The 24,631-nt window shown below is 62.7% G+C and carries 23 protein-coding genes; 7 read left to right on the forward strand and 16 right to left on the reverse strand.

The genetic code is table 11. From position 1 onward, the window contains the following. Position 1 precedes the first annotated feature (1 nt). The 3 genes from mreD to ACVOLR_RS06190 all read right to left on the reverse strand — a co-directional run bounded on the left by mreD (position 2) and on the right by ACVOLR_RS06190 (position 2,817). The gene (gene mreD / locus ACVOLR_RS06180; RefSeq protein WP_481535659.1) at positions 2–487 is read right to left on the reverse strand and encodes a rod shape-determining protein MreD; all 486 of its coding nucleotides are present in this window, start codon (positions 485–487) and stop codon (positions 2–4) included. Then, on the reverse strand, positions 484–1,614 hold the full coding sequence (mreC, locus tag ACVOLR_RS06185) for a rod shape-determining protein MreC (protein ID WP_481535660.1): 1,131 nt from the start codon (positions 1,612–1,614) through the stop codon (positions 484–486). Before mreC ends, mreD begins: the two co-directional genes overlap by 4 nt. 156 nt (positions 1,615–1,770) lie before the next feature. Beyond that, positions 1,771–2,817, reverse strand: coding sequence for a rod shape-determining protein (locus ACVOLR_RS06190; protein ID WP_005419402.1), 1,047 nt, complete (start codon positions 2,815–2,817; stop codon positions 1,771–1,773). A 274-nt stretch (positions 2,818–3,091) separates the two neighbouring features. On the opposite strand from ACVOLR_RS06190, the gene ACVOLR_RS06195 reads away from it, so the two are divergent. After that, a complete protein-coding gene (locus ACVOLR_RS06195) occupies positions 3,092–4,024 on the forward strand; it encodes a carbohydrate kinase family protein (RefSeq protein WP_481510531.1) in 933 nt (310 codons plus the stop codon). Between the two features lie 241 nt (positions 4,025–4,265). Here ACVOLR_RS06195 and ACVOLR_RS06200 read toward each other — a convergent pair whose 3' ends face one another. The 3 genes from ACVOLR_RS06200 to ACVOLR_RS06210 all read right to left on the reverse strand — a co-directional run bounded on the left by ACVOLR_RS06200 (position 4,266) and on the right by ACVOLR_RS06210 (position 6,928). Continuing rightward, on the reverse strand, positions 4,266–4,901 hold the full coding sequence (locus tag ACVOLR_RS06200; protein WP_481535661.1) for an HAD family hydrolase: 636 nt from the start codon (positions 4,899–4,901) through the stop codon (positions 4,266–4,268). Beyond that, positions 4,901–5,635 (reverse strand): hypothetical protein, encoded by a 735-nt coding sequence (locus ACVOLR_RS06205; protein ID WP_481535662.1) that lies wholly within the window; start codon positions 5,633–5,635, stop codon positions 4,901–4,903. The genes ACVOLR_RS06200 and ACVOLR_RS06205 overlap by 1 nt, the downstream gene beginning before the upstream one ends. 204 nt (positions 5,636–5,839) lie before the next feature. Beyond that, positions 5,840–6,928, reverse strand: coding sequence for an MBL fold metallo-hydrolase (locus tag ACVOLR_RS06210; RefSeq protein ID WP_481535663.1), 1,089 nt, complete (start codon positions 6,926–6,928; stop codon positions 5,840–5,842). Positions 6,929–7,009: 81 nt separating this feature from the next. Between ACVOLR_RS06210 and ACVOLR_RS06215 the strand changes: the two genes are divergently transcribed. Together ACVOLR_RS06215 and ACVOLR_RS06220 are read left to right on the forward strand one after the other, a co-directional pair. After that, a complete protein-coding gene (locus ACVOLR_RS06215; protein WP_481535664.1) occupies positions 7,010–7,633 on the forward strand; it encodes a TetR/AcrR family transcriptional regulator in 624 nt (207 codons plus the stop codon). A gap of 172 nt (positions 7,634–7,805) precedes the next feature. After that, positions 7,806–9,119 (forward strand): acetamidase/formamidase family protein, encoded by a 1,314-nt coding sequence (locus ACVOLR_RS06220; RefSeq protein WP_481535665.1) that lies wholly within the window; start codon positions 7,806–7,808, stop codon positions 9,117–9,119. Positions 9,120–9,422: 303 nt separating this feature from the next. On the opposite strand, the gene ACVOLR_RS06225 is transcribed toward ACVOLR_RS06220, so the two are convergent. Both ACVOLR_RS06225 and ubiE read right to left on the reverse strand, forming a co-directional pair. Further along, entirely contained in the window at positions 9,423–11,357 is a 1,935-nt protein-coding gene (locus ACVOLR_RS06225; protein WP_481535666.1) for a M1 family metallopeptidase, read from the reverse strand. A 383-nt stretch (positions 11,358–11,740) separates the two neighbouring features. Next, a complete protein-coding gene (gene ubiE / locus ACVOLR_RS06230) occupies positions 11,741–12,505 on the reverse strand; it encodes a bifunctional demethylmenaquinone methyltransferase/2-methoxy-6-polyprenyl-1,4-benzoquinol methylase UbiE (RefSeq protein WP_481532532.1) in 765 nt (254 codons plus the stop codon). Positions 12,506–12,597: 92 nt separating this feature from the next. Between ubiE and ACVOLR_RS06235 the strand changes: the two genes are divergently transcribed. Together ACVOLR_RS06235 and ACVOLR_RS06240 are read left to right on the forward strand one after the other, a co-directional pair. Further along, on the forward strand, positions 12,598–13,050 hold the full coding sequence (locus tag ACVOLR_RS06235) for a nucleoside deaminase (RefSeq protein ID WP_303747502.1): 453 nt from the start codon (positions 12,598–12,600) through the stop codon (positions 13,048–13,050). 119 nt (positions 13,051–13,169) lie between these two features. Further along, positions 13,170–13,421: a hypothetical protein gene (locus tag ACVOLR_RS06240; protein WP_481516798.1), complete on the forward strand. Its 252-nt coding sequence runs from the start codon at positions 13,170–13,172 to the stop codon at positions 13,419–13,421. A 258-nt stretch (positions 13,422–13,679) separates the two neighbouring features. On the opposite strand, the gene smeE is transcribed toward ACVOLR_RS06240, so the two are convergent. Beyond that, positions 13,680–16,826, reverse strand: coding sequence for a multidrug efflux RND transporter permease subunit SmeE (smeE, locus tag ACVOLR_RS06245; RefSeq protein WP_481535667.1), 3,147 nt, complete (start codon positions 16,824–16,826; stop codon positions 13,680–13,682). Positions 16,827–16,838: 12 nt separating this feature from the next. Further along, positions 16,839–18,023, reverse strand: coding sequence for an efflux RND transporter periplasmic adaptor subunit (locus tag ACVOLR_RS06250; RefSeq protein ID WP_481535668.1), 1,185 nt, complete (start codon positions 18,021–18,023; stop codon positions 16,839–16,841). 231 nt (positions 18,024–18,254) lie between these two features. Here ACVOLR_RS06250 and ACVOLR_RS06255 point away from each other — a divergent pair, with 231 nt between their 5' ends. Continuing rightward, complete coding sequence (locus ACVOLR_RS06255; RefSeq protein ID WP_481535669.1) at positions 18,255–18,923, forward strand: TetR family transcriptional regulator; 669 nt, start codon at positions 18,255–18,257, stop codon at positions 18,921–18,923. Between the two features lie 327 nt (positions 18,924–19,250). Here the strand turns inward: ACVOLR_RS06255 and hslU are convergent, their stop codons facing one another. The 3 genes from hslU to ACVOLR_RS06270 all read right to left on the reverse strand — a co-directional run bounded on the left by hslU (position 19,251) and on the right by ACVOLR_RS06270 (position 21,911). Continuing rightward, a complete protein-coding gene (gene hslU / locus ACVOLR_RS06260) occupies positions 19,251–20,627 on the reverse strand; it encodes an ATP-dependent protease ATPase subunit HslU (RefSeq protein ID WP_481535670.1) in 1,377 nt (458 codons plus the stop codon). A 29-nt stretch (positions 20,628–20,656) separates the two neighbouring features. Further along, positions 20,657–21,208, reverse strand: a complete 552-nt coding sequence (gene hslV / locus ACVOLR_RS06265) for an ATP-dependent protease subunit HslV (RefSeq protein WP_481535671.1) — start codon at positions 21,206–21,208, stop codon at positions 20,657–20,659. 247 nt (positions 21,209–21,455) lie between these two features. After that, positions 21,456–21,911, reverse strand: a complete 456-nt coding sequence (locus ACVOLR_RS06270; RefSeq protein ID WP_481535672.1) for a DUF3079 domain-containing protein — start codon at positions 21,909–21,911, stop codon at positions 21,456–21,458. Positions 21,912–21,955: 44 nt separating this feature from the next. Between ACVOLR_RS06270 and ACVOLR_RS06275 the strand changes: the two genes are divergently transcribed. After that, positions 21,956–22,714 carry a DUF3011 domain-containing protein gene (locus ACVOLR_RS06275; protein WP_481535673.1) on the forward strand — a complete coding sequence of 253 codons (759 nt, stop codon included), beginning with the start codon at positions 21,956–21,958 and terminating at the stop codon, positions 22,712–22,714. A 124-nt stretch (positions 22,715–22,838) separates the two neighbouring features. On the opposite strand, the gene ACVOLR_RS06280 is transcribed toward ACVOLR_RS06275, so the two are convergent. From ACVOLR_RS06280 to ACVOLR_RS06290, 3 genes are all read right to left on the reverse strand, one after another. Continuing rightward, a complete protein-coding gene (locus tag ACVOLR_RS06280) occupies positions 22,839–23,177 on the reverse strand; it encodes a DUF1203 domain-containing protein (protein ID WP_481535674.1) in 339 nt (112 codons plus the stop codon). A gap of 235 nt (positions 23,178–23,412) precedes the next feature. Next, complete coding sequence (locus ACVOLR_RS06285; protein WP_481535675.1) at positions 23,413–23,706, reverse strand: hypothetical protein; 294 nt, start codon at positions 23,704–23,706, stop codon at positions 23,413–23,415. Positions 23,707–23,893: 187 nt separating this feature from the next. Beyond that, positions 23,894–24,346 (reverse strand): VOC family protein, encoded by a 453-nt coding sequence (locus tag ACVOLR_RS06290; RefSeq protein WP_481535676.1) that lies wholly within the window; start codon positions 24,344–24,346, stop codon positions 23,894–23,896. Between the last annotated feature and the right edge of the window lie 285 nt (positions 24,347–24,631).

The raw sequence follows: 24,631 nt of genomic DNA on the forward strand, positions 1-24,631 counted from the left end.
GTCAGCGCCCGCGCTTGCCCAGCCGCACCGCATCCAGCAGCACATACAGCGGCAACCACAAGCCCATGCCCAGCAACGGCGCCACCCAGTAGCTCCACGGCAGCATCGGCTCACCCACCAGCAGGTGGATGGCAGCATCGATCACGCGGTCATTGAACAGCAGCCCGCCCATCGCCAAAGCCTGCTGCGACAGCGGGAAGAAGCGGATGCGCGCACGGAAGCGCTGCAGGATGAAGGCCATCACCACCAGCCGCAGTGCCTGCTCGCCCAGAATGCCGCCAAACATCACGTCGGCCAGCAGGCCGATGCTGAAGGCGAAACCCAGCCCAACCTTGTCCGGGGTTTCAATCACCCAGTAAGCCAGTACCAGCGCCAGCCAATACGGGCGCGCCGGCAACAGCAGCTCGGGCAGCGGAATCAGCGCCAGCAGCAAGGCCAGCACGAAACTGACCGGCATCACCCAACCCTTGGTGCGCAGACGACTCATGGGCGCACCTGCGGCGGGGTCGGGTTATCGGTGGTCACTGGTGTTGCCGGGCTTGCGGATTCGTTGGCTGGCGTTGTCGCCGGGACGGGCGCCTGGCCCGCAGCTGCCGGCTCGGTCGCTGGCGTGCTGGCCGGGGTGGCCGCCGCAGCCGGAGGGTTGCTGGCGTTGCCGGTGGCAGGAACAACGGCGGCGGCCACGCCCATGCGGTTTACCGGGGCGGTGGATGGACCGCCCGCCGCAGCGGCTTCCGACACCGATTCGATTGCACTGCTGTCCGGCAACTGCGGCAGCGGCGGCACCGAGCGCAGCAATAACACGTTGCGGCCACGGTCCAGCTTGGCTGCCGGCTCCAGCTCGCCGACCAGGAAGGCGTGGGTGTCGTCTGGGCGCAACTTCAGGATCTTGCCGACCGGGAAGCCGGCCGGGAAGCGCCCGCCCAGACCGGAGGTGACGATCTCATCGCCCACTTCCACGCCCGCGCTGAGCGGAATATCACGCAGTTCCAAACGGTCGCCACGGCCGTAGACAATCAGCCGCACGCCATTGCGCGCCACCGCCACCGGCACCGCATGGTCAGGATCGGTCAGCAACAGCACGGTTGAATGCGCAGGCGTTACCGCGATCACCTGGCCCATCAAACCACCGGCATCGATGACCGCCTGGCCCACATGCACGCCAGCGCGGCTGCCTGAATCCAGTACCAGACGCTGCTTGACCGGGTCCAGGTCGATATCGAGGATGGGCGCCAGCTGCACGTCCAGGCCATTTCGCTCGGCCACGTTGAGCAGTTCGCGCAGCTGCGCGTTGTCCAGCGCCGCGGTCTGCAGGCGGGTCAAGCGTGCGTTGGCGACCAGCAGCTGGTTGCGCAGCTCGCGGTTTTCGCTGACCAGCTGGTTATGGCTGGCGGCGTTGTCCTTGACCGATGCTCCTACCCGGCCCGGCACACCGGCCAAGGCCCAGATCGGCTGCACCAGCACATTGGCCTGGGCGCGCAGACGCGACATCCAGCCGCCCTGGTCGTCGAGCACGATCAAGGTGATGGCCAAGGCCAGGTACGCCAGCAGACGCAGCGTGCTGCTGGCATCCCCTTGACGGGAGGCTACGGGAGGACCGGCGTAAGGGGGCACGACAGAAGGCTGGGAATTGGGAATGAAGAATCGGGTATGGAAACGGCGCGACTGCTGTCACGCCGTTGGTTCGGGGAAGCGGATGCTGGAGAGTGGAACGAGCTGCAGGACACCCTGCCCCCAATTCCCGATTCCCCAGCCCCCATTCCCTGCGGATCACTCCGGCGCAAAGAACTCGTTGCCGTGCATGTCCACCAGTTCCAGCGCACGACCGCCACCGCGGGCCACGCAGGTCAACGGATCGTCGGCCACCTGTACGTGCAGGCCGGTTTCTTCGGAGATCAGGCGGTCCAGGTCACGCAACAGGGCGCCACCACCGGTCAGCACGATGCCGCGCTCGGCGACGTCGGCGCACAGTTCCGGCGGGGTCTGTTCCAGGGCCAGCTTGACTGCCGAGACGATGCCCGACAGCGGCTCGTGCAGGGCTTCGAGCACCTCGTTGGAGCTGATCTTGATCATCTTCGGCACGCCCTCGGCGAGGTTACGGCCGGAGATTTCCATCTCGATCACTTCCGCCTGCGGGTAGGCGCAGCCCAGCTCCACCTTGATGCGCTCGGCGGTGGCTTCACCGATCAGCATGCCGTGGTTGCGGCGCACGTAATTGGTGATGGACTCGTCGAAACGGTCGCCGCCGATACGCACCGAGGCCGAATAGACAATGCCGTTCAGCGAGATGACCGCGACTTCGGTGGTGCCGCCGCCGATATCGATGACCATCGAACCACGCGCCTCGGTGACCGGCATGCCGGCACCGATCGCAGCCGCCATCGGCTCTTCGATCAGGAACACATCACGCGCACCGGCTTCCTCGGCCGATTCCTTGATGGCGCGGCGCTCGACCTGGGTGGAACCGGCCGGCACGCAGACCAGCACGCGCGGGCTCGGGCGCAGCACGCGCGACTTGTGCACCTTCTTGATGAAGTGCTTGAGCATCGCCTCGGTGTAGGTGAAGTCGGCGATGACGCCGTCCTTCATCGGGCGGATGGTGGTGATATGGCCCGGGGTACGGCCGAGCATCTGCTTGGCTTCGGCGCCGACGGCAGCCACCGAGCGGGTGCCACCGATGGCACGGTCCTGACGCACGGCCACGACCGACGGCTCGTTCAGCACAATGCCCTGGCCGCGCACATAGATAAGGGTGTTGGCCGTGCCCAGGTCAATGGACAGGTCATTGGAGAACATGCCACGCAGCTTCTTGAACATCTGGGAAGTGATCCTGAGGGGTGTCGCGCCCACGCCGGTTGGCGAAAAAATGGGCAGAAAATGAGGGCAGTTAGCCTATCAACCCACCCCCGCCCGAGCAAGGAAAATCCTAGGGAATTCTGGGCTTTCGACCACTCCGGGCAGCTGCGGTACATCCTTGCTTGTGGCCGTGGACCGCCGCAGCCGGTAACCTTACGCACTTTGGCGCGCAGTCGCGCCGGGTCGACTGCGCGTGCGCGGCGGCTTTTTCCTTTTACGTATAGGCCTGTTCGCAATGTCCGCTTTGATCTGTGGTTCCCTTGCCTTTGACACCATCATGGTGTTCCCGGACCAGTTCAAGAACCACATCCTGCCGGACAAGGTGCACATCCTGAATGTGTCGTTCCTGGTGCCGCGCATGCGTCGCGAGCTGGGTGGCTGCGCCGGCAACATCGCCTACAACCTGAAGCTGCTGGGCGGCAGCCCGATCCCGATGGGTACCGTGGGCCAGGACTTCGGTCCGTACCGCGAGCACTTCGAGCGCATGGGCATCGACCTGAGCCAGGTGCGGGTGCTGGAAGACATGTTCACCCCGCAGTGCTTCATCACCACCGACCACGACAACAACCAGATCACCGCCTTCCACCCGGGCGCGATGATGCGTTCGCACGACAACCACGTGCGCGACGTGCCGGGCGTCACCTTCGGCATCGTTGCACCGGACGGCCGTGAAGGCATGATCCAGAACGCCGCCGAGTTCGTCGAATGCGGCATTCCCTTCATCTTCGATCCGGGCCAGGCGCTGCCGCTGTTCAACGGCCCGGAACTGCGCGAGTTCATCGAGCAGGCCGACTACGTCGTGGTCAACGATTACGAGTCCAACCTGCTGCAGCAGCGCACCGGCTGGAGCGAGACCGACATCGTCGCCCGGACTAAGGCCTACATCACCACCCAGGGCCCGCGCGGCGCGATCATCCACACCCCGGAAAAGACCTTCGACATCCCGCCGGCGCACGAGCGTCGCGTGGTCGACCCTACCGGTTGTGGCGACGCCTTCCGCGCCGGCCTGATCTTTGGCATCGAGAAGGGCATGGATTGGCTGACCGTCGGCCGCATGAGCAACCTGATGGGCGCGCTGAAGGTGGAACACCCAGGCACGCAGAACCAGCGCTTCGACTTCGCCGAGTTCAACGACCAGTTCAAGCAGCAATTCGGCTACGGCCTCTAAGAAAAACGGCGCTTCGGCGCCGTTTTTTTGCCCCCGCCACCGTAGTGCCGAGCCATGCTCGGCAGAGGCCTTACCGGCCATACGTAGGCCGCATGGCATTTGTGGGAGCGGCGTAAGCCGCGAAGCTCACATACCGTCAGATTGCAGACCACGCCTGCTACCCAGCATTGCCAGCTTCGCGGCTTACGCCGCTCCCACAAGAAGCTTTACGGGTAACGCCCCAGCCGAGCATGGCTCGGTTCTACCGGGATTCCGCGGACTCCCAGCGCTGTAGCAACTGCGCGCAATCACGCAGCTGCCATTGCGCCATGCCCGGCCACGGGTCATCCGGCACATTGATCAGAATCCCCGGCACGCCAGCGGCCTTCGCGGTGGCCAGGTCGTAGTAATGATCACCCACCATCCGCATCTGCGCCGGCAACACCTGCCAGCGCTCGGCAAAGAACTGCAATCCAGCCGGTGACGGCTTGGGCTCCACTTCCCAGCGGCCGATGATTTCCTCGGCGGCAAAACACTCCGCCACACCAATCGCCGCCAGCGTCACTTCAGCCAGCTCACGCGCATTGCGGGTAAGGATGCCCAGCCGGCAACCATCGGCATGCAGCGCGCGGATCAAGGCCACCGCACCCGGGGCCGCTATCGACGCCTCGGCCAATTCACGCTCGTGCTGCATCAACCAAGCGTGGCTGTCCGCCGCCTGCTGTGCCGGCAGGCTGTCCAGATGCTCAAGAATGTCCACACCGGTTGGAATCCGCAGCTCGCGCCGGATCAATTCAAAGTCATGCACAGGCTCGGTCAGGGTACCGTCCATGTCGAACACCCAATGACGGCTGGCGGCGACGTCGCAACGCCCCGCCACATCAACGAGCACCGACATCAATCCCAGTTCGGCATCTGGCTGCCGTCCAAGCCACCGACCTCGAACACCGCCTTGCGGGTGCCACCAGCCAGCACCGGGAACTCGATCTCGATGACCTTGGCCTTGCGTGTCTGCCGCCATAGACCGCGGTTGTCATCGATGAACATGGCGATGGCCTCATCGGTATCCGGGCGATACGCGGCCATGTTCCGTGCCGGCGCCCCATCGACGCTGACCTTGACCTGGCAAGCGCGGTAGCAAACCTTGGCGAAGTCGCTGGACTGCAGCACCAGATAGGCGTGACGCTTCCACTCCGGGTGATCGCGGAACACCAGGTTCACCTGCTTGGGGCCAGTGCTGTCCACTTCCACGCGGTCCTTGCTGAGGATCGCTGCCGAGCGCTGGGTACCGCCCTTGACCGGCACCTGGTTGTAGCTCCACAAGGCCTGCATGCGGCGCAGCTCGCTGGCGACAACGGCCTTCTCCCGAACCTCGGCAAAGCCCGGCTCGATACGCTTGGCGGTTTCCGAATCGGGGAACTGATCGAGCAAGGCGGCGCCGTGGATGCGCGCTTTTTCCCAATCGGCGGCGGTAACTGCAGTGTCATAGAGCTTGCCGATACCTTCGGCGTCGGCTTCGCGCTTGGCGCGCTCCTGTGCAGCTGCAGCTTCTTGTTGCTGGCGCTCGGCCTCCGGGTTGCTGCAGGCGGCCAGAGCGAAGACGCAGAGAGCGCCAAGGATCAGGGGTTTCATCAATCAGCTCCGGTGAACGTGGCGCGGAATGGGCGCGCGATGGGGTTCACTTTAGAGCATGTCGGGGAATCGGGAGTCGCTTTGGCTTTGGCTTTGGCTTTGGCTTTGGCTTTGACGTTGGCTTTGGCTTTGGCTTTGGCTTTGGCGTTACGCCTTATGCCGTCATTCCCGCCTACGCGGGAATGACGGCATCAACGGCAACCATCACCCCTCGCCAACCCGCCACCAAGGCGTGGCAGGCGCAGGTGCACGGATATCCAGACGCTCGCCCATCTGCGGCGCAGTCAACACAACCCCCTGCTCCGCCGCCAACGTCGTGATCCGCTCGAACGGCTCGGTCCAGGGATGCAAGGCCAGATCAAACGTGCCGTTATGGATCGGCATCATCACCTTGCCGCGTACATCCAGATGCGCCTGCAGGCTCTGCTCCGGTTGCATGTGCACGCCCGGCCAATCGGCGTCGTAGGCACCGGTCTCGACCATCGCCAGATCGAACGGGCCGTAGCGCTCACCGATCTTCGCAAAGCCATCGAAATAACCACTGTCGCCACTGAAGAAGATCCGCGTGCGACCGGTATCGATCACCCACGACGCCCACAAGGTGCGATTGCCATCAGACAGCCCGCGACCGGAGAAATGCTGCGCAGGCGTGGCGGCGATCTTCAGCCCTTCCACCCGCGTTTCCTGCCACCAGTCGAGCTGGGTGATCTTCTCCTTCGGCACACCCCAGGCCAGCAGGCGATCACCCACGCCCAGCGCGGTGACGAAGTGCCGCACCTTCGGTGCAAGCGCCAACACCGCGTCGTGATCGAGGTGATCGTAGTGGTCGTGCGAAATGATGACGCCGGTAATCTCGGGCAACTCGTCGATCGACAGCGGCGGCGCATGGAAGCGCTTGGGCCCCATGAACGAGAACGGCGACACGCGCTCGGAGAACACCGGATCGGTCAGCCAGAAGTGACCATCCAGCTTCATCAGCATGGTCGAGTGGCCTAGCCGCCACAGGCTGTCGTCGGGCGCGTCCAGCAGCGCCTGCCGGGTCAAGACATGCACCGGGATCGCCACCTGCGGAGTCGCATCGGCCGGCTTGTCGAACAGGAACCGCCACCACACCTTGGCCCCGCGCACGAAGCCAAGCGGAACCTGCTTGGCCACATTGTGGAAACGCCCCTCGCCGTATTGCGGCGACTGGTCGTAGGAGGCGGCAGGATGCGCACCGCAGGTCAGCAGGCCAATGGACATGGCGATCAACACCGTAATGAGGATGAGGAAACGAGGCAGGCGACGCTTCATGGCTGGGCTTGCCGTTAAAAGTACACTGTCGAGTCTACTTCCATTTCAAGGAAAGTAAACTGAACGGTGTAAAATGGATGAATGACCGACTCCAAGCGCCCACTCCGCCTGACCGACCGCAAACGCGAGGCCATCCTGCGTGCGGCGGTGGCCGAGTTCCGCGAACTGGGCTTTGCCGGCACCAGCATGGACCGCATCGCCGCCACCGCCGAGGTGTCCAAGCGCACCGTCTACAACCACTTCGCCAGCAAGGACGAGCTGTTCACCGCCATCCTCTGGCAGCTGTGGGAAGCCAGCCAATCGCTGGACGCCCTCGCCTACGATCCGGCACGGCCACTGCGCGAGCAGTTGCTGGCCTTCGTCGCGCAGAAGCTGCGCCTGCTCAGCGACGCCAGCTTCATCGACCTGTCGCGGGTGGCCATGGCCGAACTGGTGCATGCACCGGAACGGGCGCGAGCGATGATGGACAAGCTGGCCGAAAAGGAAGAGGGATTGACCACCTGGATCCGCGCGGCACAGGCCGATGGCCGCCTGCGCGAGGACATCGCCCCGGCTGACGCCGCCCACCAGCTGCAGGGCATGGTCAAGGCGTTCGCGTTCTGGCCGCAGATCGCAATGGGTGCCGCGCCACTGGACGCTGTTGCACAGCAACGGGTGATGCACGACTGCGTGGATATGTTCCTGGCGGTGCGCGCCACGCCCTGAGCGCAGCGCGCGCCCGCTCCGGTAGCCTGCGGCCTGCCGCAGGAATCATCGCTCGGTCGTACGAACGGCCGGAATGACTACAGGTGTAGTTACCTTTGACACTGCGGCGCTGACCTGGCTGTTCGTACACTCAGTGAACACGCCCACCGGGCCCTTCGCAGACACACGCAACGTGCGCACTTCACTGAAATGGTCTTCGCTGTTGTTGTCCGTACTCCCGCTCCATGCCCTCGCCGCCGATCAATGGATCCTGGCCACCGATCTATGGGGCAACAGCGCCCAGCAGACCTTGAATCTGGACGTGCAAGGCACGCGGGTCAGCGGAACATTGGGCGGTGACCCGATTACTGGCAGCTTGAACGGCAAGCAGCTTAAGTTCACCGCAACCAGCAGTGACGGTCAGGTCTATCACTACGACGGCCGCATCGATGGCAGCCGCATGCAGGGCCGCAGCGACGAGCCAGACACCAACAATCGCAGCGCGCGTGCAGCGCATGATTTCAGCGCATGGCGGGTGCCGGTACGGCCGGACAACGCACCGCGCCTGCACGACTTCACCCCAAGCGACTACTCCAACACCTTCAGCGCCGACCGCGCCCCTGCGCTGGTGATCTGGCCCGGCGATTCGGTGCAGACCAAGACCCTGGATTCCGGTGGTGTCGACGAGCACGGCATCACCCGCGCCTTGTTCGGCAATCCACAGGTCGGGCCGTTCTTTGTCGCCGGTGCCGAGCCCGGCGATACGCTGGCGATCACCATCAGCTCGCTCAAACTCAACCGCGACTACGCTGACAGCCTCGACGGCATCGTAGGCCGTTTGAAGACACCGCGCATCGCCACCGAAACCGCGACGCTGGGCAAGCCGGTGCGCTGGGAACTGGATCGTGCGCGCGGCATGGCGCGGCCACAGGGCGCCAGCGGCGCATTGAAGAATTTTGAAATCCCGGTCAAGCCGATGCTCGGCGGCCTCGCCGTTGCACCCGGCTTTGGTTACCCGCCCTTCTCGACCGGCGACACCAGCGACTTCGGCGGCAACATGGATTTCAACGCCGTGGTCCAGGGCAATACGGTTTACCTGGAGGTGCAGCAGCCCGGCGCATTGCTGTATGTCGGTGATGGCCATGCCCTGCAGGGTGATGGTGAAACCAGCCAATGGGCGCTGGAGACATCACTGGATGTGGTGCTGAAAGTTGAACTGATCAAGAAGCACTCCATCGCCACGCCGCGCGTGGAATCGCCTACTCAAATCATGACCCTGGGGCAGGCCGGTTCCAGTGATGATGCACTGCGGCTGGCGACGTCGGGAATGCTGCAGTGGCTGCGCCAGTCCTATGGGCTGGATATGTCGCAGGCTACGCAGGTGTTGGGCGTGGCGGTGCAGTACAACGTGGTCAATCTTGCAGGTCGCAGTGTTGGTGTGGCGGCGAAGATCGACAAGTCGGTATTGAAGGACCTGCCGCTTGCGGCGGCAAAGAGCAGCAATTGAGGGCTGCGGTCGAAGTCTGATTGCGGCTACGGTGCAGGAAACCGACGCGCCCGGCATCGTCGTACAACCTGCTCAACACCGCCGCCCCAAAAACGCCGCCCCAATGTAGTGCCGAGCCATGCTCGGCAGAGACCTTACCGGTAACGCCCAGCCGAGCATGGCTCGGCTCTACAAAAAAGCTCCGCGCGAAGGGCGCAGGGTGCGCTGCGCCTACCCTGGCTGCAAAGACCTGCAGATATGGGACCACGCAAAAACAAACGGCGAGCCGAAGCTCGCCGTTTGCATTGGGTCCAACTGCGCCGATTACTGCTTCGGTGCAGCTTCAGCCTTGGCGATCATCGCCTCCACCGAGGCGGTGGTGATTGGGTGGTAGCCCGGCTTGGCCTTGGCGAATACTTCCTTGGCGAAGGCCAGACCTTCCGGCGTCTTCAACAGTTCAGCGTAGATCGGCAGCACCAGCTTGCGGCGGCCGACCTTCTGGATGAACTCGCCAGCAGCAGCCTGTGCTTCGGTGTAGCCGCTGCGGATTGCCAGCGGGTACCAACGCATCGCGATTTCGCCGTTCGGGGTACCGGTGAAATGGTAACCCTTGTCCAGCTGCGCCAGCTTTTCGACCGGCAGCTTCTCGCCCATGCCATCGATGAAGCGCACCCATTCCTGGGTGTTCCACTCGCGGGTTACCTGGTTGTTCGGCAGCGAGTCGCTACCCAGGAAGGCAATGCGGGCGGTGTCGACCACGGCGAAGTTACGCGAGCGGGCCTTGGTGGCGAACGTCGGGATGCCCGGCTCTTCCAGCCATGCCTTCAACTCGGCATCGGTTACCGCCGTCGGGTTCTTCGGCAGCAGGTTCTTCTTCATGTACTCGACGAACTGGTCGGTGTTGGCGCTCTGGAAGGCATGGTCGTCGAACCAGCCACGCAGGAACGGATCAAACACCGCACGACCAAAACGCTGCTCCAGGAACTGCAGGAACCACGCGCCCTTGACGTAAGCCACCTGGCTCAGCGCATCGTCCGGGTCACGCTCGTTGAGCGGCGGCAGTGCCAGCGCCTGGTCGGCCGGGCTCATGTCCTTCACTTCGTTGAGCAGATCGGTCTGGTCGATCTCGCGCTCCATCTCTGCCATCTCGGCGCCATACAGCGCCTCGGTGATGCGGCCCTGCACGTAGGTGGTGAAACCTTCGTTGAGCCAGATGTCCTTCCAGCTGGCGTTGGTCACCAGGTTGCCGGACCAGCTATGCGCCAGTTCGTGCGCGACCAGCGACACCAGCGACTTGTCGCCAACGATGACGGTCGGGGTAGCGAAGGTCAGGCGCGGGTTTTCCATGCCACCGAACGGGAACGACGGCGGCAGCACCAGCATGTCGTAACGGCCCCAACGGTATTCGCCGTACAGGTTCTCGGCGGCACCGATCATTTTCTCGGTGTCTTCGAATTCCTTGACGGCCTTGTTGACCATGGTCGGCTCGGCCCACACGCCGGAGCGCTCGGAGATCGGCTCGAACACCAGGTCACCGGCAGCGATGGCCAGCAGGTAGGACGGAATCGGCTGCGGCATCTTGAAGGCGTAATCGCCATCGCGTGCAGCCTTGGGATCGTTGTCGGCGCTCATCAGCACCATCACGTCCGGGCGGCTGGTGACATGCGCGCTATAGGTGAAGCGGACGCTCGGGGTGTCCTGCAACGGCACCCAGGAACGGGCATGGATCGCCTGCGACTGGCTGAACATGAAGGGCAGCTTCTTGCCCTCGGTCATGGACGGCTCCAGCCACTGCAGACCGGAGGCGGTCGGCGCGGTGTGGTAGGTGATGCGCACCGAGGTCGGCTGGGCCGGGGTTTCGATGCTCAGCTTGCTGCCGAATACCTTGTCGGCCGGTGCCAGCACGAACTGCAGCGGGGTGGCAGCGCCGTCGGCGGCGAGGGCCTCGACCTTCTCCACGCTCAACTCGCGGGTGTCGAGCAGCAGCTGCTTGGCAGCCTTGTCCTTCCACTCCAGCGTGTAGGTGGCGGTGCCACCGATCTGCTTGGCGTCGAAATCGACCTTCAGATCCAGCGCCACGTCCTTGATGACGACCTTTTCGGGTTCAGCGTAGGAGCTTTCATCGTGGCTGCGGCTGACGGTATTCACGGCGGCGGCGGGCTTCTGGGCGACAGGGTCGACGGTGGGGGCTGCGGGTTCTTTGGCACAGCCGGCGACGAGCGCCACGGCCAGGGGCAGCATCAGGAACGAAGAACGCATTGATCTGGAACCGGTTCAGGGAACAACCGCTGATTTTAAACCCGAAAGGCCGTGGCGGATGCGGCAGTGCGGCAAGCGACTCCCCGCAGGCTTTGCGGAAGCTGCCCGGATGCGTGAAGTCGCCATCCCGGTGCAGGCGGGGATCGCTCTTCACATTGGTTCATCGCCCCGACCGGGAGCAAAGCAAGAGCGCCCCTCCTCCCGCAAGCGGGAGAAAGGCTAAGGCAAAAGCAAGCCCGATCGACCCATGTAGTGCCGAGCCATGCTCGGCAGGGGCCTTACCGGCACGGACAAAGGCAAAGGAAAAAAACAGCACTACCTCCCCAGATACAAAAAAGGCGGCCAATGGCCGCCTTTTCCTCAACACATCCAGCAAGCAAGCCTCAGAGTTTGTAACCCGAGTGAATCGAAACAATCCCAGCGCTCAGGTTCTTGTAATGGCAGCGGCCAAACCCGGCCTCGCTCATCATCGCCTTCAGCTCCTCCTGCGGCGGGTGCTTGCGGATGCTCTCGGCCAGATACTGATAGCTGTCGGCATCACCGCGCGCAAACAGCTTGCCCAGCTTCGGCAGCACCTTGAACGAGTGGAAATCGTAGATCGGCTTGAACCAGTCCACGGTCACTTCCGAGAACTCCAGCACGCGCGCCTGACCACCCACCTTCAGCACGCGGTACATCTCGCGCAGCGCTGCTTCCTTGTCGGTCACGTTGCGCAGACCGAAGGAAATGGTCACCAGATCAAAGCTCTGGTCCGGGAACGGCAGTGCCTCTGCATTGAGCTGCACCCACTCGAAACCCGAAACCTGGCCACGGTTGGTCAGACGGTCGCGACCCACCGACAGCATGCCGGCGTTGATATCACCCAACACCACGCTGCCTTCGGCGCCGATGCGCTCTTTCAGCAGCACCGCGATATCGCCGGTACCGCCGGCCAGATCCAGTACGCGGTCACCCGGCTTCACCTGCGCGGTGGCTACGAAGTAGCGCTTCCACAGCCGATGAATACCCAAGCTCATCAGGTCGTTCATCACGTCGTAGTTGTCGGCCACGGAAGTGAACACCTGGCCGACAAGCTTCTGCTTGTCCTTGGCCGGTACATCGCGGAAGCCGAAGTGGGTGGTGCCGGTCTTGTAGGGGGATTCGCTCATGCCTCCGATTATCGCACCGACAGCCCGATTGCGGCGCCAGCAGGCTGAATCCGGCCGCTATGATGATCGCCACAGCACCACAAGGACCTTGCATGATCACCACCCCGGACTACCGCGCCCTGCTTGAAACCGCCATCGCCGAGGCCCGCCAAGGCCTGGCCGAAGGCGGCATCCCGATTGGCGCGGCGCTGTACCACAACGATGGCCGCCTGCTCGGCTGCGGCCACAACCGCCGCATCCAGGAAGGCGACCCGTCCATCCACGGCGAAACCGACGCCTTCCGCAAGGCCGGCCGCCAGCGCGGCTACCGCAACACCATCATGGTCACCACCCTGGCCCCGTGCTGGTACTGCAGCGGCCTGGTACGCCAGTTCAACATCGGCACCGTGGTGGTGGGTGAATCGGTCAGCTTCCCGGGTGGAATCGACTGGCTACGCGAGAACGGCGTGAATGTCATCGACCTGAATGACGCCAGCTGCATCGAGATGATGGGCCGCTACATCGCGGAGAACCCGGACGTCTGGAATGAAGATATCGGCGAATAACGTGACGTAATCTGAACAAACCCCCATTAATCTCATAGGGAAATTAGACGTTGTAGCCAGCTCGTAAGATAAACAGCGGTATGCTCGGGGTACAGGGGCACTGCCATCGAGGTGAAGCGATGTATACAACGCCCATCCAACACAGCAGTCGCCAATCCCTCCAGCGTGCTGGGGAGCAATTGCGACAGCAGTACGCACGACATCGCTGCTCGGCCCCGTTCTGGGATGCCTACCAACAGGTTCAACGTGAACTGGTAGCGGCACATCCGGAACACCAGGCCGAGCTATGCAACCGCTTGGCGGTATTTGCCCAAGGTCTGGGCGCGGTTGAGAAGGCTCAGTTACTGGAGCTGGCGGACAACGAAGCATAAGAAAACCGGGCCCAGCCCGGTTTTTTTTGCCCTGTTTCCTGTAGTGCCGAGCCATGCTCGGCAGAGACTTCACCGGTAGCCCATCAGCACTGTGGGAGCGGCGTAAGCCGCGAAGCTCGCATCGCTGAAGTCACCTGGATATGGGTCACCTGATAAATCGCCAGCTTCGCGGCTTACGCCGCTCCCACAAAAACAAAAAACAAAAACAAAAACAAAAGGCGCCTTTCGGCGCCTTTTGTTTGCAACTACCCTGCCCGCTTACTGCTGCGGCAGGTCACCGTTCTTGGCCAGCTGCTTGCGGTTGAACAAGCGCTGCACCACCACGAAGAACAGCGGGATGAAGAACAGGCCGAGCAAGGTGCCCACCACCATGCCGCCCAACACGCCGGTACCAATGGCGCGCTGTGCACCCGAACCCGCACCGGAAGCGATTGCCAGCGGCAACACGCCCAAGCCGAAGGCCAGCGAGGTCATGATGATCGGACGCAGACGGTCACGGACCGCATGCATCGTCGCTTCGATCACGCCCGAACCCTTCTCCAGATGCTCCTTGGCGAACTCGACGATCAGGATCGCGTTCTTCGAGGTCAAACCCACGGTGGTCAACATCGCCACCTGGAAGTACACGTCGCGCTCCATGCCGCGCATGGTGTTGGCCAGCACCGCACCGAGAATACCCAGCGGGGCAACCATCAGCACCGCGGTCGGCACGCTCCAGCTTTCATACAGCGCAGCCAGGCACAGGAACACGATCAGCAGCGACAGCGTGTACAGCAGCGGCGTCTGCGAACCGGCCTCGCGCTCCTGGTACGACACGGCGGTCCACTCGATGCTGAAACCTGCCGGCAACTGCTTGGCCAGCTTCTCCACTTCCAGCATTGCATCACCCGAGGCTACGCCCGGTGCGGCTTCGCCCTGGATTTCCAGTGCGGAGACGCCGTTGTAGCGCTCCAGACGCGGCGAGCCGTAGTCCCAACGCTGGCTGGCGAAGGCCGAGAACGGCACCATCTCGCCGGAGGTGTTCTTCACCGTCCACAGGTTGAAGTCTTCCGGGTTCATGCGGAAGGCATCATCGGCCTGCACGTAGACGCGCTTGACGCGGCCACGGTCGATGAAGTCATCGACGTAACTCGAACCCCAGGCGGTGGCCAGCGTGCTGTTGATGGTGTCCAGCGACAGACCATGCGCACCGGCCTTGGCCACGTCGATGTCCAGACGCAGCTGCGGGGTGTCGTCCAGGCCGTTCGGGCGCACGTTGGCCAGCAGCTTGCTTTCGCCGGCCATGCCCAACAACTGGTTACGCGCATTGACCAGCGCATCATGACCCTGCCCGGAGTTGTCCTTCAGGAAGAAGGTGTAACCCGAGGCGATACCCAGCTCCGGCATGGCCGGCGGCGGGAAGGCGAAGATGAAGGCATCCTTGATCTGGCCAAGGGCGGCCATCGCGCGCCCGGTGATCGGGCCAACACCTTGATCAGGGGTGCGCTCACTCCAGTCCTTGAGCTTGACGAAGGCCATGCCCGAGTTCTGGCCCATGCCCGAGAAGCTGAAGCCCTGCACCGAGAACACCGACTCAACCGCGTCCTTCTCGTTCTTCAGGAAGTGGTCTTCCAGCTTGTAGATCGAGTCCAGGGTACGTTCCTGGGTAGCGCCAACCGGTGCATTGACCAGCGCCATCAGGATGCCCTGGTCTTCATTGGGCAGGAACGAGCTGGGCAGGCGGACGAACAACAGGCCCATCACTACCGCCAACGCCAGGAACACCGCCATGAAGCGGCCCGGACGATTGAGGATGCCGCGCACGCCACGCTGGTAGGTGCCGCTGGTGCGGTCGAAGCCGTTGTTGAACCAGTTGAAGAAGCGGCCCGAGATACCCTTGTGGGCAACGTGGTGCTCGCCCTTCTTCAGCGGCTTGAGCATGGTGGCGCACAGCGCCGGGGTCAGCACGATGGCGACCAGCACCGACAAGGCCATCGCCGAAACAATGGTCGCCGAGAACTGCCGGTAGATGACGCCGGTGGAGCCGCTCATGAAGGCCATCGGCACGAACACCGCCGACAGCACCAGGCCGATGCCGACCAGCGCGCCGGTGATCTGGCTCATCGACTTGCGGGTGGCTTCCAGCGGCGACAGTCCTTCCTCGGACATGATGCGCTCGACGTTCTCCACCACCACGATGGCGTCATCGACCAATAGGCCGATCGCCAACACCATCGCGAACATGGTCAGCATGTTGATGGAGAAACCCAGCACCGCGAGGATGCCGAAGGTACCCAGCAACACCACCGGCACGGCGATGGTCGGGATCAGGGTGGCGCGGAAGTTCTGCAGGAACAGGTACATCACCACGAACACCAGCACGATGGCCTCAAGCAGCGTCTTGACCACGCCCTTGATCGACACGCGCACGAACGGGGTGGTGTCGTACGGGATCACCGCCTTCATGCCGGCCGGGAAGTTCGCCTTCAGCTCGTCCAGGGTCTTGCTCACGCCCTCGGCGGTTTCCAGCGCGTTGGCACCGGTAGCCAGGGTGATGGCCAGGCCGGAGGCCGGCTTGCCGTTGTAACGGGTAACGAAGTCGTAGGTTTCCGCGCCCAACTCGACGCGGGCAACGTCGCCCAGCTTCAGGGTGGAGCCGTCACTCTCGGTACGCACGACGATGTTGCGGAACTGTTCCGGCGTCTGCAGACGGTCCTGGGCATTGATGGTGGCATTGAGCTGCTGGCCCTTGATGGCCGGTGCACCGCCCAGCTGGCCCACGGCGACCTGCGCGTTCTGTGCCTTGACCGCAGCGGTGACCTCATCAACCGATACCTTGTAGGTCTGCAGCTTGGTCGGGTCCAGCCAGATGCGCATGGCGTACTTGCCACCGAACACCTGGATCGAACCCACGCCCGGTACGCGGCTCAGCGGATCAACAATGTTGGAACCCACGTAGTCGGAGATGTCGTTCTCATCCATGCTGCCGTCTTCGGAGACGAAGCCCAGCACGTTGAGGAAGCCCGAACTCGACTTGGCGACGTTGATGCCCTGGCGCTGCACTTCCTGCGGCAACAGCGGCATCGCCAGCTGCAGCTTGTTCTGCACCTGCACCTGGGCGATGTCGGAGTTGGTGCCGCTCTCGAAGGTCAGGGTGATGCTGGCCTGGCCGTTGGAGGAGCTGTTGGAGGAGAAGTACATCAGGCCATCCAGGCCCTTCATGTTCTGCTCGATGATCTGCGTCACCGAGTCCTCGACCACCTTGGCCGAAGCGCCCGGGTAGCTGGCGGAAATGGACACCGCAGGCGGCGCGACCTCGGGATACATCGAGATCGGCAGCTTGAGCATTGCCAGCGCGCCGGCAAGCATGATGATGATGGCGATGACCCACGCAAAGATGGGCCTGTCGATAAAGAAGCGTGCCATGTAGTTCTCCGCTTACTGCTTGTCAGCCGGCGCCGCGGCAGGCGCGGCGGCTGGCTTGGCGGCTTCGGCACCCTTCTCGGTGGCCTGCACCGGCATCCCCGGGCCGATCTTCTGCAGACCTTCGACAATGACCTTGTCGCCTGCCTTCAGACCATCCTCGACCAGCCACTTGTCACCAATGGTGCGGCTGACCTTGACCGGGCGAACGGCAACCTTGCCTTCGGCATCGACCACCATCGCGGAGGTATCGCCCTTGGGATCACGTGCGATGCCCTGCATCGGCACCAGCAGCGCGTTCGGGCGCACACCACTGCCCAGCACCGCACGCACGAACATGCCCGGCATCAGTACCTGATCCGGGTTGTCCACACGCACGCGCATCAGGTAGCTACCGGTAGCTGGGTCGACGCTGACTTCGGAGAACTCAAGCTTGCCCTTGTGGCCAAAGGTGCTGCCGTCTTCCAGCACGATATCGACCGGCAGTTCCGAGGCGCCTTCAAGGCGACCAGCGGCCAGTTCGCGGCGCAGCTGCAACAGCTCGGCCGAGGACTGGGTGACGTCGATATAGATCGGGTCGAGCTGGTTGATGGTGGCCAGCGGCTCAGCCTGACCGGCGCTGACCAGCGCGCCCTGGGTAACCGAGGACTTGCCGATCTGGCCGCTGATCGGCGCGGTGATGCGGGCATAGCCCAGCGTCACATTGGCCGCATCCAGCGAAGCACGGGCGGCAAGCACGTCGGCCTCGGCCTGCTTCCAGGAGGCCTGCGCATTCTCGTCGTCCTGCACGCTGATCACCCGCGACTTGACCAGCTCGCTGCTGCGGCGCGCGGCCAGACGCGCGGCGTTGGCGCTGGCTTCGGCACGTGCCAGCTGCGCGCGTGCGCTGTTGGCCTGCGCACGGTAAGCGGCGTCATCCAGCTGATACAGCGGATCACCAGCCTTGACCACGCTGCCTTCGGTGAACAGGCGCTTGGCGACAATGCCGCTGACCTGCGGGCGCACTTCGGCGACCTGGTAGCCATTGGCACGGCCGGCCAGTTCGCGGGTCAAGGTGACCGTTTCCGGCTTCAGCGTGACCACGGTGACCTGACCCGGCCCACCCTGCTGCGGCTGCTCCCCGCCGCCCTTGCAGGCAACGAGCGCGACGGATAGTGCGAGGGAAAGCGCGACGAGACGGTAGCGACTGATAGCAGGCATGGGAGAGGAGCTCAATGGGGAAAAGTGGCGCTCGAGGATCGGGCGGAACATGAGGTATGCCGAGGCATATCCTTCCGTACCGCATACGTTACGGGTACAGCCGTGGCAACCGCCACCACCACACACATCACGGCCATCCTGCAAAGCAAGCTGCGGAAATATACATACATACACGGATGTTTGTAAACGGGTACAATTCAGGTCGGTTTCATCCAGCATTTGCACAGAGCAATGGCCAGAAAGACCAAAGAAGAGGCAGCAGTCACCCGCGAAAGCATCCTGGATGCCGCGCTGGCCTATTTCCATGAACACGGCGTCGCCGGCAGCTCGCTGGCGGCGATAGGCGAGCGCGCGGGCGTCTCCCGTGGCGCGGTGTACTGGCACTTCAAGAACAAGACCGAAGTGCTGGAAGCGATGATCAACCGCGAGCGCGTGCCGTTCATCAAGCGCCTGCGCCAGACCTACTCGCCCCTGCGCAACACGCCGATCCTGGACCTGCGCTCGGCCATGCTGGTGTCCCTGAGCGAACTGGCCAACGATCCACGATTGCGCGAGATGATGGAAATCATGCTGCGCAACGACCTGTCCACCGAAAGCGTGGCGATGCAGCAACTGCAGCACGACAGCGTCGAAGAAGAGATGGCGATTTTCCGCCGCGCCCTGGAGCGCGCGCGTGACCTGGGCCAGCTGCGCGATGGCGTGAACACCGCCACCAGCGCACGCATCCTGCACGCAGGTCTGACCGGCGTGCTGTACAGCGCCATGCTGGAGCCCACCCAGTTCGACCTGGAGCGTGACAGCCGCGAGATGCTGGACGCATTGATGGCGCACTACGTAAATCCAGGTGTATTCGAGCCCGGCTCAGATCCTTCGCCACTGCCAGCGCCAGACGAAGACTAAGCAAGCCCTGTAGCGCCGAGCCATGCTCGGCAGGGGCTTTGCCGAACAACCTTGCAGAGCCGCAACAGTCTTGTAGGAGCGGCGTAAGCCGCGAAGCAAGCGAACGCAAACGCAGAAGCAGAGCACCCCTCCCAACCCTCCCCTTGCCTGCGGCAAAGGGAGGGCTAAAGCCGCAGCGCCGCCTGCCTTTCGTAGTGCCGAGCCATGCTCGGCAGGGGCCTTACTCGCAATGCCAACAGCCAAAGCCATCGCCTTCGCCTTCGCCCGCACACAAAAAAAAACGGCGACACCAAAGTGCCGCCGCCTCTCACCAACCCAAACCAACAATCACAAGATATAGCGACTCAGATCCGGGTCCTTCACCAACTCACCCAGGTGCTTGTCCACATACGCAGGGTCGATCGCAATGCTGTCGCCATCACGGTCCGGCGCCTCATAGCTCAAGGTATCCAGCAAGCGCTCCAACACGGTGTGTAACCTACGCGCACCAATATTCTCCTGACGCTCGTTGACCTGGAAGGCAATCTCCGCCAAACGGTCCACCGCCTCGGCAGTGAAGTTGACCTTGACGCCTTCCGTCGCCAACAGCGCTTCGTACTGCTTGGTCAACGCAGCCTTCGGCTCGGTCAGAATCCGCACGAAATCATTCTTGCTCAGCGCACCCAGCTCCACGCGGATCGGGAAACGACCCTGCAGCTCGGGAATCAGATCGCTCGGCTTGGCCAGATGGAACGCACCGGAAGCAATGAACAGGATGTGGTCGGTCTTCACGGTGCCGTACTTGGTCGACACATTGGAACCTTCCACCAGCGGCAGCAGATCACGCTGCACGCCTTCGCGTGACACATCGCCACCGGAGGAACCGGCATCGCTGCGCTTGGCCACCTTGTCGATCTCGTCGATGAAGACAATGCCATGCTGCTCGCAGGCCTCAACCGCAGCCGTGCGGATATCGTCTTCGTTGACCAGCTTGCCGGCCTCTTCCTCGATCAGCAGCGGGCGAGCGGCCTTGATGCTCAGCGTGCGCTTGTTCGACTTGGCGCTGCCCAGATTGGCGAACATCGACTTCAGCTGCTGGCCCATTTCCTCCATGCCCGGCGGGGTCATGATGTCCATGCTGACGTTGGCAGCAACATCCAGCTCGATCTCGCGCTCGTCCAGCTCGCCAGCGCGCAGCATGCGGCGGAACTTGATGCGGGTTTCGTTATCGGCAGCCGACGGTTCGTTACGTGCCGCTTCCGGATCGAAGCCGATGCCGACGCTGCGACGCGGCAGCAGCGCATCGAGGATGCGGTCTTCAGCCTTCTCTTCCGCCTGGGTGCGCACGCGCACCTTGGCCTGCTCGCGGTACAACTTCACCGCGGTATCGGCCAGGTCGCGGATGATCTGCTCCACGTCCTTGCCGACGTAGCCAACCTCGGTGAAGCGGGTAGCTTCAACCTTGACGAACGGTGCGTTTGCCAGCGTGGCCAAGCGGCGGGCGATCTCGGTCTTGCCGACGCCGGTCGGGCCGATCATCAGGATGTTCTTGGGCATCACCTCGTTGCGCAGCTCGGTGGGCAGCTGCATGCGGCGCCAGCGGTTACGCAGCGCAATGGCGACCGCACGCTTGGCGTCGTGCTGGCCAACGATGTGACGGTCCAGCTCCTGCACGATTTCGCGCGGGGTCATGGTGGCGGAGGAAACTTCGATCTTGTGGCTCATGGGGTACTCGCGATTGGTGGCCGGAGAGCTCAGAGCTCTTCCACCACGACGTTGGTATTGGTGTAGATGCAGATACCGCCGGCGATGTTGATCGCCTCGGTGGCCACGCCACGTGCATCCAGATCGGTGTGCTTGAGCAGCGCCCGCGCCGCGCTGAGCGCGTAGGAACCGCCAGAACCAATCGCGATGATGCCGTCTTCCGGCTCGATCACATCACCGGTACCGCTGATGATCAGCGAAGTCTCTTTATCAGCCACAGCCAACAGCGCTTCGAGCTTGCCGTAGCGGCGATCGGTACGCCAATCCTTGGCCAGCTCCACTGCCGCGCGGGTCAACTGGCCGTGCTTCTCAAGTTTGGCTTCAAACAATTCGAACAGGGTAAAGGCATCTGCCGCCGCACCAGCAAAGCCGGCCAGCACGTCACCATCGCGGCCAAGCCGGCGCACCTTGCGCGCATTGCCCTTCATCACCGTATGACCCAGGGTGACCTGACCATCGCCAGCAATCGCCACATGCTCGCCGCGACGTACGCAGCAGATGGTGGTGGCATGAAACACGTTCGGGTTCTGACTGGGGTCCATACGGCCTCCGGAATACTGTTCACCGGTAATGGGGCCGGTCAGCACCGCGATCAAGCCTCCCCCCGCAACCGACAGCCGCCATTCAGAAAAAGCCAACATGTAATGCCGAGCCATGCACGGCAGAAGCCTTCCCAACAATCCCACCGATCACCTTATAGGAGCGGCGTGAGCCGCGAAGCCGACACCACTGAAGTGACAAACAAGCCGGCAACCTGATTGATTCCCAGCTTCGCGGCTCACGCCGCTCCTACAACGGCTTCAGCGCTGCCCGCCCCGGTTTACCCGGCTCCGGCGCTATCCCCCAAGCCAGATACCAATCCTCACCCTGCAACTCCGCCGGGTGCTGCGTGCGCCCGGAACCATTGCCACAGGCCAACGCATCGGTAGCGCAGTACTTGTCACAACCCCAACAGATCCGCTCGGGATGCTTGGGATTCAACGGAAAAGGTTTGGCCACAACGATGCCCTCCACGCTTGAACGGCCAACATGCGCCGCACGAACAACCGCCGCACTGACCAAAATCAAGCAAACCCATGTAGTGCCGATCCATGCTCGGCAGAGGCCTTCCCAGCAAACCCAGCCGTAGTGCCGAGCCATGCTCGGCAGAGGCTTCACCGGTAACGCTGCAGCAGCGCCTGGCGCCGCCCTACCGCACAAGGTCACCCCAACGCCCGTCTGGGCCAACCACTCCACCCGCACCATCTGACAGCTGCTAGGCTGCGCAGAATCAGCCCAAGGACACAGTCATGAGCAGATCACCCCTCCTGTTGATCGCGGCAATCCCTCTTGCCTGGCTGTCACTCGCAACCCCCGCCAACGCATCCATCCCGTTATTCAACGGCAGCTGCCCGGGTGGCCTGGAAATCCACGCTGACGATGGTGGCCCCGTCTACGTCAACGGCAAGGAAACCACGCTCAAGCGCTTCAACGACAGCTACTACGAAGCCCGCGATCCCAGCAGTGGCGTGACCTTGTCCATCTCCCGCTCGGCCGATGGCGGCACGCAGGTTTCCTATACCGGCGCTGGCCGCCGCAATGGAATCTGCAGCCTCAATTCAGCGCCAGCCGAAGCCGCACCGGCCCGCGACAAAGCCTTGCCGCATGAAGTTACCTGTGAATCAACAGGCAAGGCGCAAGCCGAATGCGATATGGACACCCACGGTGATGTTCGCCTGGTCCGTCAACTCAGTCATACCGAATGCGTGCAGAACCAGAACTGGGGGCTTTATCACCATTCGGTCTGGGTCAAGGATGGTTGCCGCGCGGTTTTCAGCAACGCTGGCAACGGACATCCAGCGCAACACGCCGCAAGCGCCGCCGCTGGAAGCGAATTGCTTGGCGCTTGCAATATACGGGCGAACGCACAGGGTGCGGTGGTGGTTCGAGTTCCAGTCAACGACGACGTTACCGAGCTAATCATCGATTACCCCGATGGACGCTTCCTGTGCATGGTGCGCAATGATGGGATGGTTGAGTCGTTGACTCGGATGCGGGCGAAGCATTGAAAGATCCGGATTATTTCGCGGCTGCATCGCCCGGCAAAGAGCTTACCCCTCCCCAGCCCTCCCCTTCGCTACGCGAAAGGAAGGGGGCGAAGCAGGTAGTGCCGAGCCATGCTCGGCATCCCCTTCAAACCCGATCCGCCCGACAGCAGAAACAGCCATAGCGGGCAAAGTGCAGATGCACATAGGCCACAGCAGCGTCATCAAATCCCTGCTGCAACCACTCGGCAACGTTGAGCCCATCGCAGACCTCGACAAATATGATCCGATCTCCGGCGCCGTAGGCTCGCAAAGACATCAAGCGACGCTGTACCTGCGGCGTAACCTCATCGACCAGCAACTCCGCACGCGCCACACCGCGGCGAACGAAGACCGGTCCGCTGGCCCTATACGGCGAAGCAGCCGGCTGATGCTGATACGACAGCAACAGCAGCTCTTCGCCCACCTGGGCATCTGCAAGGCTCACCCGGCATGGAAACCCGACACGGCCGTCGCGATGACACGCGCAATCTGCCGTGCGGCGAGCTCCGCATCATCGAATTGAAATAGTTCAGTGAAAGGCTCGGGATTCAACCCTTCCAGTAGAAAGGACGCCATGCTGCATCTCGATGACCGAAGGTCTGCAACATCGCAGCCCCAGCAGTCCGATGCTCGCCATGATCGGACGCTTCATTTCAGCAACCCGTTATCTGCACCAGCGGCTACTCCGCTCGCACCAACGCGAACCAGCGATAGACGAGGTATGCAACAGCTGCTGCCACCGGTAGCAAGCTGATCCATAGCGGCAGCTTGACCACGAAGAACATCGCAGCAAAACAGGCAAAGGCCAGGAATGACAGGAGCATGGCCCATACGTTGAACAATGCTATATCTGCGGCATCTCTCCCAAGGGATTTTCTTGGCAGATTCCTGCCTGAGCGTTGCCTGCGAAGCAGCCAGATATCCGTGACGAAATCCACAACACCCTCAATCAACCCGCCAAGCAAGCCAGACATCGTGCAACCCTGTTGATCATGATGAATACGCGGATGGTCACAGCGGACCCAGCACCAGTCAAGCGAGGCGCACGACCATCTCCATGCAACCCTCTGACGACTGACTTCGGGCTGCTGCTGGCCCGGACTCAAACCGCCTTGCCGAACCAGCCCAACCTCGAAGTTCGGCCTGCCAGCACATCGACGCTTACTGCGGACTCTGTTGCCCAAGTTCCTGCGCCAACCCGATGAGGATTCCTTCCACGCCACGGAGGTAGCACAGCCGATAGGTATCCTCGTAGTTGACCACTCCGTCAACCACGGAAGCCCCGAGTTTCTTGAGTCGAGCAAGCGTGCTCTCGATGTCCTCAACCGCAAACATGACGCGCAGGTAGCCCAAGGAGTTCACAGGCGCTGTGCGGTGGTCCGAGGCAATGGCGGGAGCGTCGAAGCGCGATAGCTCGATTCGGCTGTGACCATCAGGAGTACGCATCATGGCGATCTCGACGCGCTGATCACGCAGGCCGGTGACGCGCCCAGCCCACTCACCTTCGATGGGCATTCGACCTTCAAGTTCGAGCCCCAGTTCGCTGAAGAAATCGATGGCTGCGTCCAAGTCTTCAACAACGATACCTACGTTGTCCATGCGCTTGACTGTCATGAATGCCCTTCGGTGCCTGGCACCTGAGTTAGGCCGCGATATGCAGAGCTTAGGCGGCGGTGTGGCGCGAGCCTACACCCTAGGACGCAACGACCTTGAGAACGGAATTCGAATGCGCGCAGTTGTCTTCAGCTGCCTGTGCTGAAGACAACGCTATCAAGGCTGCACAGCCACCGCCAGAACACCGCTGAAAAGGACGCAGATCGATATTTTCCGCTTGATGCCGGATGCAAGAACTCGACTCTGACCCCGGTTTTCTCCCCAAAACCCGAAGATGCTGACAAC

The sequence above is a fragment of the Stenotrophomonas sp. STEN030 genome, assembly GCF_056759995.1.

Bases quoted from the DNA above. Each gene is read 5' to 3' on its own strand.
- mreD (WP_481535659.1), bottom strand. From the start codon at position 487: ATGAGTCGTCTGCGCACCAAGGGTTGGGTGATGCCGGTCAGTTTCGTG.
- ACVOLR_RS06190 (WP_005419402.1), bottom strand. From the start codon at position 2,817: ATGTTCAAGAAGCTGCGTGGCATGTTCTCCAATGACCTGTCCATTGAC.
- ACVOLR_RS06195 (WP_481510531.1), top strand. From the start codon at position 3,092: ATGTCCGCTTTGATCTGTGGTTCCCTTGCCTTTGACACCATCATGGTG.
- ACVOLR_RS06200 (WP_481535661.1), bottom strand. From the start codon at position 4,901: ATGTCGGTGCTCGTTGATGTGGCGGGGCGTTGCGACGTCGCCGCCAGC.
- ACVOLR_RS06205 (WP_481535662.1), bottom strand. From the start codon at position 5,635: ATGAAACCCCTGATCCTTGGCGCTCTCTGCGTCTTCGCTCTGGCCGCC.
- ACVOLR_RS06210 (WP_481535663.1), bottom strand. From the start codon at position 6,928: ATGAAGCGTCGCCTGCCTCGTTTCCTCATCCTCATTACGGTGTTGATC.
- ACVOLR_RS06215 (WP_481535664.1), top strand. From the start codon at position 7,010: ATGACCGACTCCAAGCGCCCACTCCGCCTGACCGACCGCAAACGCGAG.
- ACVOLR_RS06225 (WP_481535666.1), bottom strand. From the start codon at position 11,357: ATGCGTTCTTCGTTCCTGATGCTGCCCCTGGCCGTGGCGCTCGTCGCC.
- ubiE (WP_481532532.1), bottom strand. From the start codon at position 12,505: ATGAGCGAATCCCCCTACAAGACCGGCACCACCCACTTCGGCTTCCGC.
- ACVOLR_RS06235 (WP_303747502.1), top strand. From the start codon at position 12,598: ATGATCACCACCCCGGACTACCGCGCCCTGCTTGAAACCGCCATCGCC.
- ACVOLR_RS06240 (WP_481516798.1), top strand. From the start codon at position 13,170: ATGTATACAACGCCCATCCAACACAGCAGTCGCCAATCCCTCCAGCGT.
- smeE (WP_481535667.1), bottom strand. From the start codon at position 16,826: ATGGCACGCTTCTTTATCGACAGGCCCATCTTTGCGTGGGTCATCGCC.
- ACVOLR_RS06250 (WP_481535668.1), bottom strand. From the start codon at position 18,023: ATGCCTGCTATCAGTCGCTACCGTCTCGTCGCGCTTTCCCTCGCACTA.
- ACVOLR_RS06255 (WP_481535669.1), top strand. From the start codon at position 18,255: ATGGCCAGAAAGACCAAAGAAGAGGCAGCAGTCACCCGCGAAAGCATC.
- hslU (WP_481535670.1), bottom strand. From the start codon at position 20,627: ATGAGCCACAAGATCGAAGTTTCCTCCGCCACCATGACCCCGCGCGAA.
- hslV (WP_481535671.1), bottom strand. From the start codon at position 21,208: ATGGACCCCAGTCAGAACCCGAACGTGTTTCATGCCACCACCATCTGC.
- ACVOLR_RS06270 (WP_481535672.1), bottom strand. From the start codon at position 21,911: ATGGTGCGGGTGGAGTGGTTGGCCCAGACGGGCGTTGGGGTGACCTTG.
- ACVOLR_RS06275 (WP_481535673.1), top strand. From the start codon at position 21,956: ATGAGCAGATCACCCCTCCTGTTGATCGCGGCAATCCCTCTTGCCTGG.
- ACVOLR_RS06285 (WP_481535675.1), bottom strand. From the start codon at position 23,706: ATGTCTGGCTTGCTTGGCGGGTTGATTGAGGGTGTTGTGGATTTCGTC.
- ACVOLR_RS06290 (WP_481535676.1), bottom strand. From the start codon at position 24,346: ATGACAGTCAAGCGCATGGACAACGTAGGTATCGTTGTTGAAGACTTG.